The 15,410-nt window shown below is 63.3% G+C and carries 16 protein-coding genes; 8 read left to right on the top strand and 8 right to left on the bottom strand.

Features of this window, described 5'->3' with window-relative positions:
* Nucleotides 1-118: 118 nt before the first annotated feature.
* Nucleotides 119-1,405: an MFS transporter gene (locus ACRQEG_RS05860; RefSeq protein WP_435733812.1), complete on the bottom strand. Its 1,287-nt coding sequence runs from the start codon at nucleotides 1,403-1,405 to the stop codon at nucleotides 119-121.
* 193 nt (nucleotides 1,406-1,598) lie between these two features.
* Here ACRQEG_RS05860 and ACRQEG_RS05855 point away from each other — a divergent pair, with 193 nt between their 5' ends.
* Nucleotides 1,599-2,285, top strand: a complete 687-nt coding sequence (locus ACRQEG_RS05855) for a GntR family transcriptional regulator (protein ID WP_016441794.1) — start codon at nucleotides 1,599-1,601, stop codon at nucleotides 2,283-2,285.
* Here ACRQEG_RS05855 and ACRQEG_RS05850 read toward each other — a convergent pair.
* Both ACRQEG_RS05850 and ACRQEG_RS05845 read right to left on the bottom strand, forming a co-directional pair.
* Nucleotides 2,263-3,111 carry an SMP-30/gluconolactonase/LRE family protein gene (locus tag ACRQEG_RS05850; RefSeq protein ID WP_016441793.1) on the bottom strand — a complete coding sequence of 283 codons (849 nt, stop codon included), beginning with the start codon at nucleotides 3,109-3,111 and terminating at the stop codon, nucleotides 2,263-2,265. The genes ACRQEG_RS05855 and ACRQEG_RS05850 overlap by 23 nt on opposite strands.
* 121 nt (nucleotides 3,112-3,232) lie before the next feature.
* Complete coding sequence (locus tag ACRQEG_RS05845) at nucleotides 3,233-4,981, bottom strand: L-lactate permease (protein WP_016441792.1); 1,749 nt, start codon at nucleotides 4,979-4,981, stop codon at nucleotides 3,233-3,235.
* 43 nt (nucleotides 4,982-5,024) lie between these two features.
* Between ACRQEG_RS05845 and ACRQEG_RS05840 the strand changes: the two genes are divergently transcribed.
* Nucleotides 5,025-6,104: an alpha/beta hydrolase fold domain-containing protein gene (locus ACRQEG_RS05840; protein ID WP_274732393.1), complete on the top strand. Its 1,080-nt coding sequence runs from the start codon at nucleotides 5,025-5,027 to the stop codon at nucleotides 6,102-6,104.
* Here ACRQEG_RS05840 and ACRQEG_RS05835 read toward each other — a convergent pair.
* A complete protein-coding gene (locus tag ACRQEG_RS05835; RefSeq protein WP_016441790.1) occupies nucleotides 6,054-6,950 on the bottom strand; it encodes an HhH-GPD family protein in 897 nt (298 codons plus the stop codon). The genes ACRQEG_RS05840 and ACRQEG_RS05835 overlap by 51 nt on opposite strands.
* 655 nt (nucleotides 6,951-7,605) lie before the next feature.
* Between ACRQEG_RS05835 and ACRQEG_RS05830 the strand changes: the two genes are divergently transcribed.
* Nucleotides 7,606-8,352 (top strand): hypothetical protein, encoded by a 747-nt coding sequence (locus ACRQEG_RS05830; RefSeq protein ID WP_196800214.1) that lies wholly within the window; start codon nucleotides 7,606-7,608, stop codon nucleotides 8,350-8,352.
* A 66-nt stretch (nucleotides 8,353-8,418) separates the two neighbouring features.
* Here the strand turns inward: ACRQEG_RS05830 and radA are convergent, their stop codons facing one another.
* Both radA and ACRQEG_RS05820 read right to left on the bottom strand, forming a co-directional pair.
* Nucleotides 8,419-9,795, bottom strand: coding sequence for a DNA repair protein RadA (gene radA, locus ACRQEG_RS05825; RefSeq protein WP_016441788.1), 1,377 nt, complete (start codon nucleotides 9,793-9,795; stop codon nucleotides 8,419-8,421).
* A gap of 37 nt (nucleotides 9,796-9,832) precedes the next feature.
* Nucleotides 9,833-10,525, bottom strand: a complete 693-nt coding sequence (locus tag ACRQEG_RS05820) for a potassium channel family protein (protein ID WP_435733811.1) — start codon at nucleotides 10,523-10,525, stop codon at nucleotides 9,833-9,835.
* A gap of 286 nt (nucleotides 10,526-10,811) precedes the next feature.
* On the opposite strand from ACRQEG_RS05820, the gene ACRQEG_RS05815 reads away from it, so the two are divergent.
* Complete coding sequence (locus ACRQEG_RS05815; protein ID WP_016441786.1) at nucleotides 10,812-11,051, top strand: hypothetical protein; 240 nt, start codon at nucleotides 10,812-10,814, stop codon at nucleotides 11,049-11,051.
* Nucleotides 11,052-11,076: 25 nt separating this feature from the next.
* On the opposite strand, the gene ACRQEG_RS05810 is transcribed toward ACRQEG_RS05815, so the two are convergent.
* A complete protein-coding gene (locus ACRQEG_RS05810; RefSeq protein ID WP_016441785.1) occupies nucleotides 11,077-12,477 on the bottom strand; it encodes a TrkH family potassium uptake protein in 1,401 nt (466 codons plus the stop codon).
* A gap of 187 nt (nucleotides 12,478-12,664) precedes the next feature.
* On the opposite strand from ACRQEG_RS05810, the gene ACRQEG_RS05805 reads away from it, so the two are divergent.
* The 4 genes from ACRQEG_RS05805 to ACRQEG_RS05790 all read left to right on the top strand — a co-directional run bounded on the left by ACRQEG_RS05805 (nucleotide 12,665) and on the right by ACRQEG_RS05790 (nucleotide 14,844).
* Nucleotides 12,665-12,871, top strand: a complete 207-nt coding sequence (locus ACRQEG_RS05805; RefSeq protein WP_039898405.1) for a helix-turn-helix domain-containing protein — start codon at nucleotides 12,665-12,667, stop codon at nucleotides 12,869-12,871.
* Between the two features lie 163 nt (nucleotides 12,872-13,034).
* Nucleotides 13,035-13,139, top strand: coding sequence for a 30S ribosomal protein bS22 (locus tag ACRQEG_RS05800; protein ID WP_425541650.1), 105 nt, complete (start codon nucleotides 13,035-13,037; stop codon nucleotides 13,137-13,139).
* Between the two features lie 440 nt (nucleotides 13,140-13,579).
* Nucleotides 13,580-14,086 (top strand): MarR family winged helix-turn-helix transcriptional regulator, encoded by a 507-nt coding sequence (locus ACRQEG_RS05795; protein ID WP_435733810.1) that lies wholly within the window; start codon nucleotides 13,580-13,582, stop codon nucleotides 14,084-14,086.
* An 86-nt stretch (nucleotides 14,087-14,172) separates the two neighbouring features.
* Entirely contained in the window at nucleotides 14,173-14,844 is a 672-nt protein-coding gene (locus ACRQEG_RS05790; RefSeq protein ID WP_016441782.1) for a histidine phosphatase family protein, read from the top strand.
* A gap of 71 nt (nucleotides 14,845-14,915) precedes the next feature.
* On the opposite strand, the gene ACRQEG_RS05785 is transcribed toward ACRQEG_RS05790, so the two are convergent.
* Entirely contained in the window at nucleotides 14,916-15,395 is a 480-nt protein-coding gene (locus ACRQEG_RS05785) for a PLD nuclease N-terminal domain-containing protein (protein WP_274732395.1), read from the bottom strand.
* Nucleotides 15,396-15,410 lie beyond the last annotated feature (15 nt).

Raw genomic sequence — 15,410 nt, 5'->3', positions numbered from 1 at the left:
GGTGGGGGATAAGGAAATTCGCGAGGGTTTCGCCGGCCAGGTAGCCGGCCGCCCCCACCACCCCGGTGGCCGCGCCCCGCGCGGGTGTGCTGGAAGCCAGCTAGCTGCGCCGTCGTTCTTAAAAACGCAGGCTGCGCATTTCCGGACCCCGCAAACTCGCGTAGCCGGCCGCGCAGATGAGGGCGGTAAGAGCGAGGCTCGTGTAGGCGACCGTCCAGCCGTAGCTGGTCACCAGGTGGGGGATAAGGAAATTCGCGAGGGTTTCGCCGGCCAGGTAGCCGGCCGCCCCCACCACCCCGGTGGCCGCGCCCGCCACATTATCGGGAACGAGCGACAGGGTAAGCATATTAATACTCACCTGCGGTCCGTAAATGAGGGCGCCCAGCAGTAGCGCTCCGGCCACCGAAGAACTGCTAAAAGCCAGGTGGGGCCAAGCGACGAGTACCACGGCGAGGGCAAGCATCGCTTTCATGGCGGCGGAGGAGGCCCGGTTGGGGTGGCGGGCCGCGTAGGCACCGAAGGCGAAAGAAGCCGGGATGGCGGCCAATTCGGCGCCCGCCAAGGCGATTTCTCCGTCGTGGTCGGTGGCGTGCTCGGCGGCGAAAATAACCACCCAGTTAATAACGCCGAAGCGGATGCAATACAGCAGGGTATTAATGCCGACCAGGGTGAGGATCCAGCGGTTGGTGAGGACGGCCCGCACCACCGTAGGCCAGTAGCCATCCGCGCGGGTGTTCAACTGCGGGGTACCGGCCGAACCGAACAGCATGGTGAGAGTGGGGAGGCCCTGGCGCCAGGGGCGGTCGGCACCGGTGCGGTAAGCCCATATTCCCACCGCGATGGTGAGCAGTCCGGGAATGAGGAAAATATGGAAACGGGCCAGGTGCCAGCCGGTGAGTGCCCCGGCTAGCAGCGGGAGCAAGGCGGCCCCGAGGTTCTGGGAAGTATTCCAGATCGCCACCCGTGCACCGCGGGAAGAATTGGGATACCAGGCACCCAAGAGCACCAGGGCGGCCGGGGCAAGAGCCGATTGCACCAGCCCGTTCGCGAAGGTGAGGGCCGCGAGAGCGCGGGCGGAGCTGGGAATCCCGGTGAGGATGCATAGAATTCCCGATATGATGAGCGCCCCGCCGAAAAGGCGGCGCAGCGAGACGCGGTCCGCCACCATCCCGAAAATAATTTTCCCGGTCCCGTACGCGAGGGTGAAAGCGCTGAGCACAAAGCCGACCTGGTAGAGCGACCATCCCTCCTCCGTGACGAAACGGGCGGAGACCACTTTGAGGTTATTGCGGGTGGTGTAGGCAAACACATAGCCGATATACACGACGAGGAAAACGTGGGCACGCCAGCGGTAGTAATCCGGGGCCGGGGTGGGGCCCGGTGGGAACCGCGTGGCGGCCATCATCCCTCCTTTTGGTGTATGCGGCGCGTGGGCGCGTGGAAACTGGCATTCGCGCGGGCAACCTTGCCCACCCGCCGCCAGCTGGCGCACGCGATGGCGTAAAATCACATTGGAAACTGACAGTCAGTTTACCTAGGATAAGGCGAGAGCGGGTACTCGCCCCGCTTGTTATCCCGCGCGATGGAAAGGAGCGCTTATGGCTCGCCGGCTTGCCGATGATCTGGCTGACCACCTGCGCGAACGTATCCTTTCCGGAAATATCGCGCCGGGGGAGCGCCTGGCCGAAGCCGCGATTGCGGAGGAGTATTCGGTGGCGCGTTCCACCGCCCGCATCGCGGTGGAATCGCTTATCGCGGATGGATTAGTGGAGCGCGAAGCGCGTAAACACCCGCGGGTCGTGACCGTGCGCAGCTCCGAAATTCCGGAGATTGTGGCGCTCTTGGATATCAGTGAATCCCTGGCCCTGGCGCGGATTATGGCCGGCCACCCGGATCTGCGCCCGCTGCGCGCGGCCCGCGGGGAGCAACCCAGTCGGGTGCTGCACACCCTGGTGGAAGTGTCCGGTTCCAAACGCCTGGAAATACTCCACCGCCCGCTCACGTTCCACACTATTTTGTATGCGGCTAGCTGCGCTGATGCCGCTTCTCCGAATACCGGGGTGCGCGGCACCGATACCGGCCGCGCTCATACCAGCCATCCCGCGGTTGAAGATCCCGCCGTGGCTCAGTCTCAACATCAGCTGATTGACGCGGTTTTGCTCGGGCAGGAGAGCGCCTGGGAGGCGCTACGCGCTTTGCAACGGGCGCGCCAGGCCCGGCTCGGCGTGGAGGCGGGCGCGGCGCTTTCGGGTACCGGCGGCGTTAGCCAGCAAAAGGCAAGGTAGGCTGGCCGGCTACCGGTCCGTCCATCCACCACAGTGCTCCCGCGCCCCGCGAATCATCATTTTCGCGCGAGACGGTCACGAAAACATCCTTGCCGTCCTTCCCGCCCAGGGTTACCGCGGTGGTCCCGGTGACCGGGAGTTGGTATTCCTGCACGGTCTGTCCGCTCGGATCAAGTACGCGGATGATTCCAGCCCGGTTGAGGGCTACCCACACACTTCCTTCGCTATCCACAGTCAGCCCGTCCGGGCTCGCGCCTTCCACGCGGTGGAAGTCGCTGCGGTGGTGGAGGTTGCCTGCGTCGTCGACCTCAAAAACAGAAATGGCGCGCGTGGAGGTGTCGATGTAGTAGGCGCGGGTGCGGTCTGGCGAAAAGCCGATGCCGTTCGAGGTGGTGACCGAATCCAGCACCACGCTGACCTCGAGGGCGGGGGAGATACGGTAGAGACGCGCGGTACCGCGGGTGGTGGCATCGCGCGTATACGGCATGGAGCCGGCGTAGAGGTAGCCCCACGGGTCCGCGGTGCCTTCGTTCATGCGGTAAGCCGGGCTGTTCCACAGGGTGGTGGCTTCGCGCGGGGCGGCCGTGGCGGTATCGGCTAAGGCCAGGCCGCGTTCGGTGGCGACGACGTAACCTCCGCCGGTGCGCGGGCGCACAAATGCTGCGATTTTCGAGCCGGTGGCCAGGCGATCCACCCCGCCATCGCTACGCAGGGTAAGCAGATCGCCGGCGAGCATATCCACGAAACGCAGCCCGCCCCAGGAACTCGACCACACCGGGCCTTCGGCGTGGAAAGCAACCACGTCGGTAATTTGTTCAAAAGCCATGGTCTCCAGCGTAGGCGAGCGCGCCGAGGCTGGCTAGCCGCACACGGTAGCGCGCCGAGGCTGGCTAGCCGCACACGGGTAGTGCGCCGGGTCTAGTTAGCCGCACACGGTAGTGCGCCCGCTACGCGGTAATGAAGCCGAGCACCCCGCTCGCCGCCAGCACAACGACGATTGTGAGGAGGGCGAGTAACCCGAGGGAATACGCAGCGCCGCGGCGCAGAAGCTCGGGTTCGCTACCCGGGGCGCGCACCGCGGTAGCCGCAATCGCGAGGTTTTGCGGGCTCACGATTTTCCCGAGCCCGCCCCCGAGCTGGTTGGCGGCCAGGAGGAGATGCGGGTCGATGCCGGCCCCGGCCGCGGCGGTGGCTTGCAGGTTCCCGAAGAGTGCGGCCGAGGAGGTGGCCGAGCCGGTCACCGCGGTGCCGATCCAACCCAGGAACGCGGAGAGCGCCGCGAAAGCGGTGCCGGCCAGGGCCATGAAAGCGCCGATGGCCTGGGTCTGACCGGAGAAATTCATGACGTAGGCGAGGGCCATAATGGTGGCAATCGTTCCCACGGTGACGGCCAGGTTCGCCACGGTGGCACCCAGGGTAGCCAAGCCGGTGCGGAAAGAATAGGGGTAACGCCCGCCGGAGGAGCAGCGTGCGTACACGGCAGTGACCACCACTCCGGTGAGGAAAAGCATTGTCCCCGGGGAGGAGAGCCAGTTGAACGTAAAGGTGGTGGTGCTCAGAGCGTTACCGGCCTGGTCCACCAGGTGCCCGTGCAGGCCGGGCCAACCGAAGCTGATATCGGTTTGGGCCAGGAATTCGATGCGGCGCGGGCCGGTCGGGCCGGGCACGGTGACCCGCCACAACTTCGTGACCGCGAGGACCACCACAACCAGCAGGTAGGGAAGCAATCCCAAAAATACCCTGCTCGCGGAAATCTTCTCGCGGGCGGGGGCACTGGCGAATTCGGCCGGGGTGTGGGCCGGGTGCCAGCGCGTGAGCAGCACTGCCGTGAGCGCGAAGGAGAGGAGGGAGGCGATCACCGCGATAAGTTCGTGCGAAATGAAATTCGAGGCGATCACGTGCCCGGCCACCATGCCGATTCCGGCGGTGAGGGCCACCGGCCAGGTGTCTTTTACCCCGCGTTTGCCATCCACGATAAAGACGAGGAGGAGGGGAACGCCCACGGCTACCACGGGGATAATGCGCCCGGCCACCGCGGCTACGTCCATGGGATCGGCCACCCCGCCCATGCGGGCCACGGTGGTGAGGGGGATACCCATCGCGCCCAGGGCCACGTTAATACCGTTGCCCACCATGGTGGCCAGCGCGGCCTTGACCGGGGGCAAGCCGATGGCAAGTAGCATGGCGCAGCTGATGGCTACCGGCGCGCCAAAACCGGCCAGCCCTTCGATGAGGCCGCAGAAAATGAAGCCGATGAGGATGGTTTGCACTCGCATATCACCGCGGCCCAGCGCTGCGAAAACGGCCTGGACGTCTTTGCTGCGCCCTGAACTTTCGGTGAGGTTATACAGCCACACCGCCATGATGACGATGTAGCAAATGGGGAAGAGTCCGAATGCCGCTCCTTGGAGTGCGGAGAGCCCCGCTAGCTCAGCTGGCATCCCGAAACCGGTCACGGCGATGACCAGGGCCAGACCGAGGGAAATAAGGGAGCACCAGTGGGTGGCGACGGAAAATACTCCCAGGAGCACGAAGAACACCAGGAGCGGAAGCGCCGCCAGGAGGGCGGAAAGCCACAGTTGGCCGCCGACCGCATCGGGCGCGGGCGTGAAGGTAGCGCTGGTGAGGAGCGTGGAAGGGGGGAAGAGTGCGGAAAGCGGGCTCGGTACGGCGAGCAGCGCGGGGCTACAAGGCATTCCTTTATCGTACCGGGGCGGGAGCTGCCTTTATGATGACCTTATGGCTAGCCCGGACGTGAGATTATCCGCCGCGATGCGCGCGGCGCTGGCGCAAGATGCGCGGCTGGCTCTGCCGCATTGCGGGCACGGAGAACCCGTTGCGATGCAGGCACGCTACGAAGCCGAGCACCGCTGGTGGAATGAAGGCGGCTCGGAAGTGGCCTGGCACGCGGAGCAGCTTTCTACCCGGCACGGCGTGGTCCCGGTGCGCTTTTATCGGCCCGGATGCCGGTCACTTTCACCCGCGGGATCAGGTACGACGACGCAGTTCCCGGCGGGTGCCACCCGGCCTATCATCGTGTATCTGCACGGCGGGAGTTACTGTGTGGGCAGTCCGGCCACCCATGACCGCCTCACCCGCGAACTTGCCGCGGCTACCGGATGCGTGGTGGTCAGCGTGGACTATACGCTGGCGCCCCGAGCGCGCTATCCGCGCATATCTGAGGAATGTGAGGATGCGGTTGTGGAGCTGGCCCGGCGATACCCCGGGTATCCCATCGTGCTGGCGGGGGATTCGTGCGGGGCAACCTTGAGCCTGGGAACCTGGTGGCGGCTAGCGCGGCGGGCTGGTGAGGATGGGGCCGGTGCGGATGCGTGCCAGCGCGCGGCCCGGAGGCTGGCTGCTAAGCCGATAGTCGCGCTCGTTTTGTACTACGGTGAATATGGTTTGCCCGCCGCTGCCGTGCCGCCCGATAGCGTAAGCGGTGCCGATGGCACAGGCGGCGCCGATGGTATGAGTCCCGCTGACCGCGCCTACTATGATTCCCTCTACTTTTCTTCTCCCACCGAACGGGCCGCGGCCCCGGATATTGCGCTGCTGCGCACCGAGCTGCGCGGTTGCCCTCCCGTTTTCCTCGCGGCCGGGGAGTGCGATCCGCTCGTGGCCGATACCCGGGCCCTCGCCGCGCATCTCGAGGCACGCGCCGTGCGCACGCACCTGGAGGTCGTCCCCGGGGTGATGCATGCTTTTCTCCAGCGGGTGCGGTTACTGCCCGAAGCTGAGCGCATCATCGCTCATACCGCAGCGTTTCTAGCTGACGTTCTGGACCGCTCTGGCGGTCGCACCCGCAGCAATCGGTAGGTGGTAGCGGCCAGCAACTTCCTGGGCGAGGCCGTCCTCGATGAGTGAGGCGAGGGCGGGAACGAATCGCTTTTCACTCAGGTGGCTAGCCCGAAGCAAGTCCGGGCGAGTATATCCACCACGGTGTTCACGCAAAACCGCCATGATTTTTCCGCGTGCTTCCCGCTGGGTTCCGGTGAATTTCTGGGTGGTGCGCGGGGCGGCATTCTGTGGTTTCCCAGCCGCTAGCCAGCGGCATTCCGCGCGCAGCGGGCATATTGCGCAAGCTGGTTCGCGTGCCGTGCACACCAGGGCACCCAGCTCCATCAGAGCAGCGTTCCAGCGTGCCGCGCCCGGACCGTCCGCGGGAACAAGCGCATCGGCCAGGGTGCGTTCCCGGACTGTTTGATGGGCGGGCGGCAGAGCGACGCCGTCGTACACCCGCGCGAGCACCCGGCGGATATTCGTATCGAGCACAACTGAGCGTTGCTGAAAGGCGAAGGCGAGGAGGGCGTCGGCCGTATAGGGACCGATGCCGGGGAGCGCAAGGAGGTCCTCGCGGGTGCGCGGGATCTGGCCGCCGTGCCGTTCCACCAGGGCGATGGCGCATTCGCGCAGGCGCAGGGCGCGGCGTGGGTAACCGAGGCGCCCCCACATAATGAGCACATCGGCGGGCGCGGCCGCGGCGAGGTCGGCTGGGGTGGGCCAGCGTTCCAGCCAGGCCCGCCAGGCGGGTGCGACCCGGGCGACGGGGGTTTGTTGGCTCATCACTTCGCATACGAGAATCGCCCACGGGGAAGTGCCGGGCGCGCGCCACGGTAGTGGCCGCGCTGCGCCGTCGTACCACGATAAAAGATTCTTGAGCATTATCTGTAGTGTGCCGGAAACGCGGGGAATATGCACGTTTTGGTACCGTGGATCCGTGAAAGAAACGGGCGGAGAGCGCCGCGCGCACAAGCGGCCCACGGGTGCTGCGCCGCGGCGTGGCCGCGAGCAGCGGGAGGATCAGGCTGGGCGAGCCGCGCGCATGAAGCGCGGGGAGAATCAGCGCGAGCGCCCGGTTCGCGGAAAAGAGCGCGGCTCGGAGCGTCGCGCAGCCCCTTCGGCAGCATCGGAGCGCGGGCAGCGCAGCAACCGGGCGGGCATGCCGGCAGCTCGGCAGCGCGCTGGCGAAGTACGTACCGGGCAGTCGCGCGGTGATCAGAAGCGCGGCGGGCAACAAAGGTCAGCTCAGCAGGGTGTAAGCCGGCAGCGGCGAAACCCCCGGGATCACGTAAACCGGGAGCGCGTCAATCGGGAGCGGGCGGGCCAAGCACGAGCGGGTCAAGAGCGGGAAATTCGGGAGCGTCGTGCGCGGGAACGTACTTCCCGGGAGCGCGCGCCCCGGGAACGCGCTGGGCAGGCGCGTGCCGGGCAGCGCACTAGCCGGGAACGCCCGGCACCTACCCGGCGGCGTCGTACGTTGCCGGCCGGATCGCGGCAGCAGAGGCAGGTCCGGGAAAAGGCTACGATTCTCGCCCGTTTGGAGCCGAAGCATTGGTTGTGGATTTTCGCTGCGCTCGCGGTGGTTATTGGTGCGGTTGTGACGTTTAGGTTCGCGGCTTCGCGCTCTCAGGAACATGCGGAAGCTCAGGCTGCGGTTCCGACGGCTTTTTATGAGCCGGTGGCCTGCACTCCGGATATGCTGCGGATGCGGGTGACGAATAATGAACGCGGTGCGGGAGCTCCGGTGTCTTTCTCCGTGGAGCTGACGAATAAGTCGACCACGAATCCGTGTTATGTGGATGCCGGGTGGGGCAACCTTAATGTGTCGATTACTTCCGGCGGGCACCAGGTGGCGAATACCGCGGCCTGCCGGGCCGGGGAGGAACACCGGCGTTTGCTGCTGGATCGTGGGATGGATGCCGTGACCACGGTGACGTGGCCGGGCGGGAACGAGGGCGCCGGGTGCGGTAGCTCGGGTTCGCTATCTACGCCGGGCACGTACAAGGCGGAAGCTATTTTTGCCGACGGCGCAGCTTCTCCCGCGACCGCGGTTTTTGAGCTGATGACCGGGGGCGGGGCGCAACCCGCTCGTCCGAATGATGAGGCCGGTTCTGAAGCGAGTACGGACGCCAGCCCGGCTCCTAGCACGGAGGCGAATCCCGCTGCGAACGGTGCGGAAGGCGCGCAAGGTGATCCTCAAGGAACGGCACCCGCTCCGGAAACTGGTAACGGAGAAGGCGCCGAGGCACCTGCCCCGGAGGGTGATTCTGAAGCTGCAAACTAACTAGCTAACCAGCTAGCTAGCCAGATCCTGCCGGTTGCTCTACTGCCTATGTGCGGTGGCTACCTCCTATTCGGTGGGGAGCACCGATTCCAGGGCCTGGCGTATATCCGCGCAGCGCTGCACCCGAATCCCCTCGGGTAGTTTCGAGCTATCAGTGCGTTCGGGCACAATCGCGAGGGTGAAACCGAGCCGTGCGGCTTCGTTGAGGCGTTGGGGGAGCCCGGTAACCGGGCGGAGCTCTCCGGTTAGGGCAACTTCCCCGATGGCGATCACTCCGGGGGCGAGTGGCAGATCCACGTAGGCCGAGGCCAGCGCCAAGGCAATAGCGGCATCCGCAGCCGGTTCACTGGCCTGCGCCCCACCCACCGTGGACACAAAAATATCTTTCTGATCCAAACTCAAGCCCAGGCGTGACTGGAGTACCGCGACCATCATGGCCACCCGTGCGGAGAGCACCCCGGAATTGGTGCGCTGCGGCCGCCCGGAAGCAGGTACCACCAGCCCCTGTACTTCCACCGGCATGGGCCGCCGCCCTTCGAGAGTCATGGATACGCAGGTGCCGGGCACCGTGTGATCACGGGCGGAGAGGAACAACCCGGACGGATCGGGAAGCCCCACAATTCCATTTTCGGTGAGTTCAAAACACCCCACTTCATCGGTAGCGCCGTAGCGGTTCTTCACCGCGCGTACCAGGCGCAGCCGCGAGTGTTTATCCCCTTCAAACTGGCACACCACATCAACCAGATGTTCCAGAACGCGAGGCCCGGCAATGGAGCCATCTTTCGTGACGTGCCCGACCAACACCACCGGTAGGCCGTGCGTTTTGGCCACGCTCACGAGCGCCGCGGTGACGGCCCGCACCTGCGCCGGGCCACCGGCCGTTCCAGCTACCTCCGCATCGGCCAAGGTTTGCACCGAGTCCACGATAAGCAGGGAAGGCCGGGCATTCTCAATATGCCCCAGAGCTCGCCCGATATCACTTTCCGAGGCAAGAAGCAGATGTTCATCCATCGCCCCGATGCGTTCCCCGCGCAGGCGCACTTGGGATGCGGATTCCTCCCCGGAGATATAGAGAACCGGCGCCCGCCCCGCGCCCGCAGCAGCGCGCGCGGCCTTCGCCGCCACATCCAAGAGCAAGGTAGATTTCCCCACTCCCGGTTCCCCGGCGAGCAATACCACTGCCCCGGGAACTAAACCACCCCCGAGTACCCGATCCAATTCAGATACCCCGGTAGGGATTTTTTGCGCGGCGGTAGCCGGCACGGAGGTAATAGGTTGCGCCGGTGAGGTAGGGGCTAACGCGGCCGGAGCTGCTGAGGGCGCGGCCGGACTCTGCTGCTCAAGCGTGCCCCACGAGCCGCACCGCGCGCAGCGGCCCATCCATTTGCCGGTGGACCACCCACACTCGCTGCATTCGTACACGGTTGCCGGTTGTTTTGCCATGCCTCCATCCTAGAGGGGGCCTCCGACATAAAAATCGCTACCGAGCTGAACCCACCGCAGGAATCCAGCCCTGCCTGTTGGCGAACTCCTCCAGCAACTCGGTATCGCCAGACACAATAATCGTGTCATCGGCCCCGATGAGGGTGTCCTCGGTGGCGTACTCGAAGGGTTGGTTCGGGGCCTTCACCCCGATAATCCGCACCCCGAAACGCTCGCGAATACGCGATTTTGCGATGGTGAAGCCGCGAATTTCCCGCGGCGGCCGCATTTTCACGATGGAGAAGCCGTCCTCCATCTCGATATAGTCGAGCATTCGGCCTGAGACCATATGTGCCACGCGCGTTCCGGCGTCGTACTCCGGATAAATAACGTGGTGCGCGCCGATGCGTCGCAAAATCCGCCCGTGCGCACGCGAAACCGCTTTCGCCCAAATCTGCGGAATCCCCAGGTCAACCAGGTTCGCGGTCACCAGCACGGAGGCCTCCAACGAGGTCCCCACGCCCACCACGGCCACGGTGAAATCCCCGGCGCCCACCTGGTCGAGCACCTCCATGCTGGTGGCGTCACCTTCCACCGCCCGCAGGCGGTGGCTCCAGCGCTGCGCGGTATCGGGATTCTTTTCGACGACGAGCACGTCACGCCCCAAATCATCGAGCGTGGTGGCGATAGCGGTCGAAAAACGCCCCAGCCCCACCACGAGGATGGCTTGTTCATCGCGCGTATCCGGCATAGCCGCCCTTTCTCCGGTCACAATATCTCTGGCTCGTAGTCTAACGCTCCGCGTCAAAATTCTTGTCGTAAGCCCGTGTCACCATAGAGTCATGCAGCAACCCTGCGTAAACATACTCAACCGATATCGAAGAAAGGTAGGTCATTATGGAACAGTATCTCGTGGTACGTGAAATATCTCGATGTAAAAGATGAAGGTTTGTCACGGGAACACTCGTGATGGGAACTTCGCACGGTTTAGGATAAAGGCATCCGCCGGTTATCGGCCCGGGTAGGTAGGGGATGTTATGAAGGATTGGCGCGCGCTTGCGCTAGGCCTTATCAATGCGCTCGTAGTGGCCGCGATTGGCGGCGGGGTTGCTTATCTGACGGTCACCCTTCTCAACCACATTTTCCCGCCGGCAACCCCGAATGCCATTGCCCCGGCCATAGTGGTCGCGGTGCTTATGTTCATCTCTTCTTTGCGCAGTATTTTTAGGAACGACGGCGGCGCAGCCGGCACGAAACACCGTGGCTCGCGTAGGTAAATTCTGGGATTAGCGGCGTACCAGCTCAGCCAATAATCGGTCGTTCCTCGGGCAGCCGGATGGTGCGGCGTCGTGACCGTAGCGCCAAAGCGGCCGCGAGCGTCATCGTGCCCGTGCGCCCAAAGAACATGAGGAGCACCAGCACAAACTTCGCGCTCGCCGGCAGTGCCCCGGTGATCCCGGTGCTTAAACCGCAGGTAGCGAAAGCTGAAATCACCTCAACCAGAATCTCGGAGAAGGTGAAATTCGTCAGCTGAAGCAGTGCCACCGAACCGGTCACCACCATGATCCCGCCGGCGAAGGTCGCTGCGATAGCCAGGCGCAACACCTCGGCAGGGATACGCTTACCGAAAGCTTCCGTATCGCGATCACCCCGCGCCTCGGCGCGAATGGCCAGCAAAAGCACCGCGAAAGTCGTTACCTTAATGCCGCCTGCCGCAGAAGCTGAACCGCCACCGATAAACATGAGGGAGTCCAGGAGAATCCACGACGTTTCACCCATTGCCCCCACATCGATTGTGGTCAAGCCCGTGGAACGCGCATCTACCGAAAGTGTGAGCGCGGCGTTGATTTTATCGGCTACCGCCAGATTGCCCAGGGTATTCGGGTTATTCCATTCCAGGACCGCCAGGAAAACCGCGCCGAGCACCGCCAAGCTGATATAGGTCACCAGCGTGATTTTCGTGGTCACAGACCATTTGCGCGGGCGGGCACGATGACGCCACATATCCAAGACCACCGGGAAGCCAATGGCCCCGGCAACAGTCCCCAAAATAATCGGGATAGTCAGCGCCCACTGACCCACATACGGGCTCACGCCCTCGGGCATGATCACGAAGCCGCCGTTATTAAAGATGGAGACTGCCATGAAATAGGAATGCGAGAGAGCGTGAAGGAGGGCCTCGCCATTACGCAAGAAGAAGGGGAGGAGGGCCAGGAATAAGATGGCCTGCGCCGTCGAGGCCACAATAATAACCGCGCGCAGCAGCGTACCCACTTCGCCCAGGCTCGATTGATTTTCTTCCGCGGTGAGCATGCGTTGGGTGAGCCCCACGTGTCTCGAAACCGCCCGCCCCAGAATCGAGGCGAGTGTCATGACGCCCAAGCCACCCACAATGAGCCCGAAAGAAATGAAAAGCTGTCCCCAAACCGACCAATACGTGGCGGTATCAACCGTCACCAAACCGGTCACACATACGGAGGACGTCGCGGTAAAGAGTGCATCAATAAAAGGAGCGCTCTTTCCCGTGGTGGTAGCCAAGGGCAAAGACAGTGCGGCGGTGAGAAGCAAAATAATGAGCGCGAAGATCAACAGAGCCAAACGAGCTGGCCGATCCCGCGCCACTCGATCCACGCGCCCACCCGCAGCCGCCAGGCGATCACGCCAGCTCAGGCGTGCGGATGCCACCTCAGGGTGTGCTGCCATGGGCGTCCTCCGGGTCCTCGAGCTACCGGCTGCGGCCAAGAAAAGCGCCGCGTACCTGTTCCGTAGTATATTCCCCTGCCGTCAAGATCATGGTTAAAAAGCTGTGAACGCTGAGAATATGGGATATCCTTGCTGTAGCTGTTGCCGATGTGGCAAAAAATTACTCCAGGATGATGGGATGAACCAGATGCAGATGCCTTCGTCTCCGCAGTTTTACACCGTCGCGGAAGTGGCTGAATTGACGCGTGTCTCGAAGATGACCGTCTATCGCATGGTTCACGCCGGCGATCTGCCGGCCGTGCGGGTGGGAAGTTCCTACCGGGTACCCGCCAGCGCCGTCGAAGCGCTCCTGTCCGGAAATAGCGCCCCGCAACAGCGCGTGGTGGGGGAATAGTTCGGCGCGCGGCCGGTACGGCGTCGTTACCCGAAACGGTGGCGGTCCGGAGCGGTTGTGAATTTAACCGTGTTCTGATTCACGCGCTACGCATAGGCGGGCGCGGGCCGGTAAGATACTGTGATGTTCCATCGGGGCGATTCCCCGCGATCTAGTTTTGGAGGTGCCTGTGGGTTCCGTTATTAAGAAGCGCCGCAAGCGTATGTCGAAGAAAAAGCATCGTAAGCTGCTGCGTAAAACTCGCCACCAGCGTCGGAACAAGAAGTAGTTCCCCGCGTGCGGAAGGGCCTGGATGTCCGGGCCTTTTTGTTTTGGTACGGCGATACCGTAGAAAATCGGTAAGTGAAAGTGCTCACATATTTATGAGGTATTGCCCGGATGAACCTTGACAATTCGGGCAAAGATACATATCAATATGACTATTGAGGTAAGGCTCGCCTTTCTTAAAAAGAGAATGTAACTCTGAGTTATGTTCGTACAAAGGTGTACTTCACATGATGCTATGGTTTGCGGTGTTGCACAGGCATGCAGATGCCGGGTGCGGCACCGTGAAACAGCACCGCTTAAGGCCTTTCGCCCCAGCGTTCCCACGTGGGAAAATGAGGAGAAGTGGCATCATCGTTCACCCGGTGGAAGCCGGGTGCGTTGCGTCCGGCGCGGGCGCAACGACGTAATGAAGACTCGCACGTCCCGTGTGAGTTGCCGTTAATGTCACGACGTGACATCGTGCCTGACGAAGGGAAGAATCTCATGGCCGCGGAAGTTCGCTGGCTTTCTGAAGAGGAACAATTTGCCTGGCGCGCGTATCTGCGCGCGACAGCCGTGACCGCAGAGGCGCTTAATCACGCACTCATGGTCAATTACAATTTGTCATTGAACGAATATGACGTTCTCGCCCGTCTCTCCGAGGCGGAAAATCGCTGCATGCGGATGTCGACTCTCGCTGATGTGATGGTACATTCCCGCTCGCGGCTCACCCACACCGTCCGCCGCCTCGAGGCGCGCGGCTTGGTAGCCCGTTCCGCCAACGCGCATGACCGGCGCGGGGTGGATTGCACTCTCACCGATGCTGGTTTCGCGCTGCTCGAGAAGGCGGCCGCCACCCACGTCATGTCAGTTCGCGCTCACCTCGTGGACAAACTCGGTCACGATGACTTTCTCAAGATGGGCGAGCTGTGTGCCCGCCTCGTGGGTAACCCCGCGGATATTTGGTAGACGTTCGGGCACGCCGGTCGGAGTGAGCTCCCCCAGGGAACTTAGCTTTGTCCGGCCGGCAGCTCCCGGTGCCGTAGACTGGCATCATGATTGACGTAACAGTTGTTCACCTGGTCCGCCACGGAGAGGTGGATAACCCCAGCGGCGAACTTTACGGCCGCCAACCCGGTTTTCACCTCACCGATCTGGGCCGGGAGATGGCCGGCAGCGTTCGGGATTTCTTTCGCGGGCATGATGTCCGCGCGGTGATATCCTCTCCGCTCGAACGGGCTATTGAAACTGCCACACCTACCGCGCACCTCTTCGACCTCGAGATTAGCACCGACGCCAATCTCATCGAAGCGGGCAATAATTTCGAGGGCATCAACGTCAACCGGAATCGGTGGATCTTGGCCTCCCCGAAATTCTGGCCGTGGTACATCAACCCCTTCCGGCCCTCCTGGGGTGAGCCATATACGGATATCGCAGCGCGTATGACGAATGCGGTGCGCAGCGGGCTCGCAGCAGCGCGCGGCGGCGAAGCGGTACTTGTGTCCCATCAGCTTCCAATTTGGACGCTGCGCTCCTTCGTGGAGGGGCGCTCCCTCGCCCACGACCCGCGCCGGCGCCAGTGCGCGCTGTGTTCGGTGACCTCGTTAACATTCCAGGGCACCAGTTTGGTGGCGGTGGATTATGCCGAACCCGCGGCTGAACTCCTGGCCCGGGCACGCGATATCACGCCGGGGATCTCCGCGGCTGATGAAAACCGCGGAGACTGATCTGGAACTCCGCGGGAGTTACGGTGGCTAGACGCTAACGGAAGCGTGTGCCGCGCGGTTCCGCGCGGCGGCTAGTCCTGCGCGGGCCGCGTGGGTTGCGACCCTTCAGAACCCTCAGAATCCTCGGGATTATCCGGGTGCTTTCCGGTCGCTTCGGGCTTGCTTGTTCCGTGAGACTCACCCGCGGTGGGGGAGTTCGATGCGGCGTCGTTCTCACGCTGTTGCCGTTCCCATTCGCGGAAACGGTTTTCCGCGTCCAAGCGGGACAGGAAGTCCGGATCGTCGTCGGGTGCAACGGGGCGACGGCGCCGCTGCGAAGAGGAGCGACCCCGCCCAAAAGAACCGAGTGAGATATTTTGCTGCGGGAACTTGACCGGGAAAGAAAAAGCGATCCATAGCAGTGACCCGAGAACCGGCACCAGAACCGTGAGGGCGAGCCATGCCGGCTTACGCAGTCGGCCGGGCATGCGGGTGGTGTCTGTGCGGATGACGTCAATGATGCCGTAAATCCAGATGCTGATGGCAAGAAGTGCCATAATTACTCGGGCCATGCCACCATCTTAGTC

The organism is Actinotignum stranguriae (assembly GCF_051265215.1).
In the GTDB taxonomy this organism is placed as follows: domain Bacteria; phylum Actinomycetota; class Actinomycetes; order Actinomycetales; family Actinomycetaceae; genus Actinotignum; species Actinotignum schaalii_C.
The sequence above is the reverse complement of the archived record's forward strand: the minus strand, read 5'-3'. Positions and strand labels throughout refer to the sequence as shown.

Bases quoted from the DNA above. Each gene is read 5' to 3' on its own strand.
- ACRQEG_RS05850 (WP_016441793.1), bottom strand. From the start codon at position 3,111: ATGGCTTTTGAACAAATTACCGACGTGGTTGCTTTCCACGCCGAAGGC.
- ACRQEG_RS05840 (WP_274732393.1), top strand. From the start codon at position 5,025: ATGGCTAGCCCGGACGTGAGATTATCCGCCGCGATGCGCGCGGCGCTG.
- ACRQEG_RS05855 (WP_016441794.1), top strand. From the start codon at position 1,599: ATGGCTCGCCGGCTTGCCGATGATCTGGCTGACCACCTGCGCGAACGT.
- ACRQEG_RS05815 (WP_016441786.1), top strand. From the start codon at position 10,812: ATGAAGGATTGGCGCGCGCTTGCGCTAGGCCTTATCAATGCGCTCGTA.
- ACRQEG_RS05820 (WP_435733811.1), bottom strand. From the start codon at position 10,525: ATGCCGGATACGCGCGATGAACAAGCCATCCTCGTGGTGGGGCTGGGG.
- ACRQEG_RS05810 (WP_016441785.1), bottom strand. From the start codon at position 12,477: ATGGCAGCACACCCTGAGGTGGCATCCGCACGCCTGAGCTGGCGTGAT.
- ACRQEG_RS05835 (WP_016441790.1), bottom strand. From the start codon at position 6,950: ATGCTCAAGAATCTTTTATCGTGGTACGACGGCGCAGCGCGGCCACTA.
- ACRQEG_RS05845 (WP_016441792.1), bottom strand. From the start codon at position 4,981: ATGCCTTGTAGCCCCGCGCTGCTCGCCGTACCGAGCCCGCTTTCCGCA.
- radA (WP_016441788.1), bottom strand. From the start codon at position 9,795: ATGGCAAAACAACCGGCAACCGTGTACGAATGCAGCGAGTGTGGGTGG.
- ACRQEG_RS05860 (WP_435733812.1), bottom strand. From the start codon at position 1,405: ATGATGGCCGCCACGCGGTTCCCACCGGGCCCCACCCCGGCCCCGGAT.
- ACRQEG_RS05790 (WP_016441782.1), top strand. From the start codon at position 14,173: ATGATTGACGTAACAGTTGTTCACCTGGTCCGCCACGGAGAGGTGGAT.
- ACRQEG_RS05805 (WP_039898405.1), top strand. From the start codon at position 12,665: ATGCAGATGCCTTCGTCTCCGCAGTTTTACACCGTCGCGGAAGTGGCT.
- ACRQEG_RS05795 (WP_435733810.1), top strand. From the start codon at position 13,580: ATGTCACGACGTGACATCGTGCCTGACGAAGGGAAGAATCTCATGGCC.
- ACRQEG_RS05785 (WP_274732395.1), bottom strand. From the start codon at position 15,395: ATGGCCCGAGTAATTATGGCACTTCTTGCCATCAGCATCTGGATTTAC.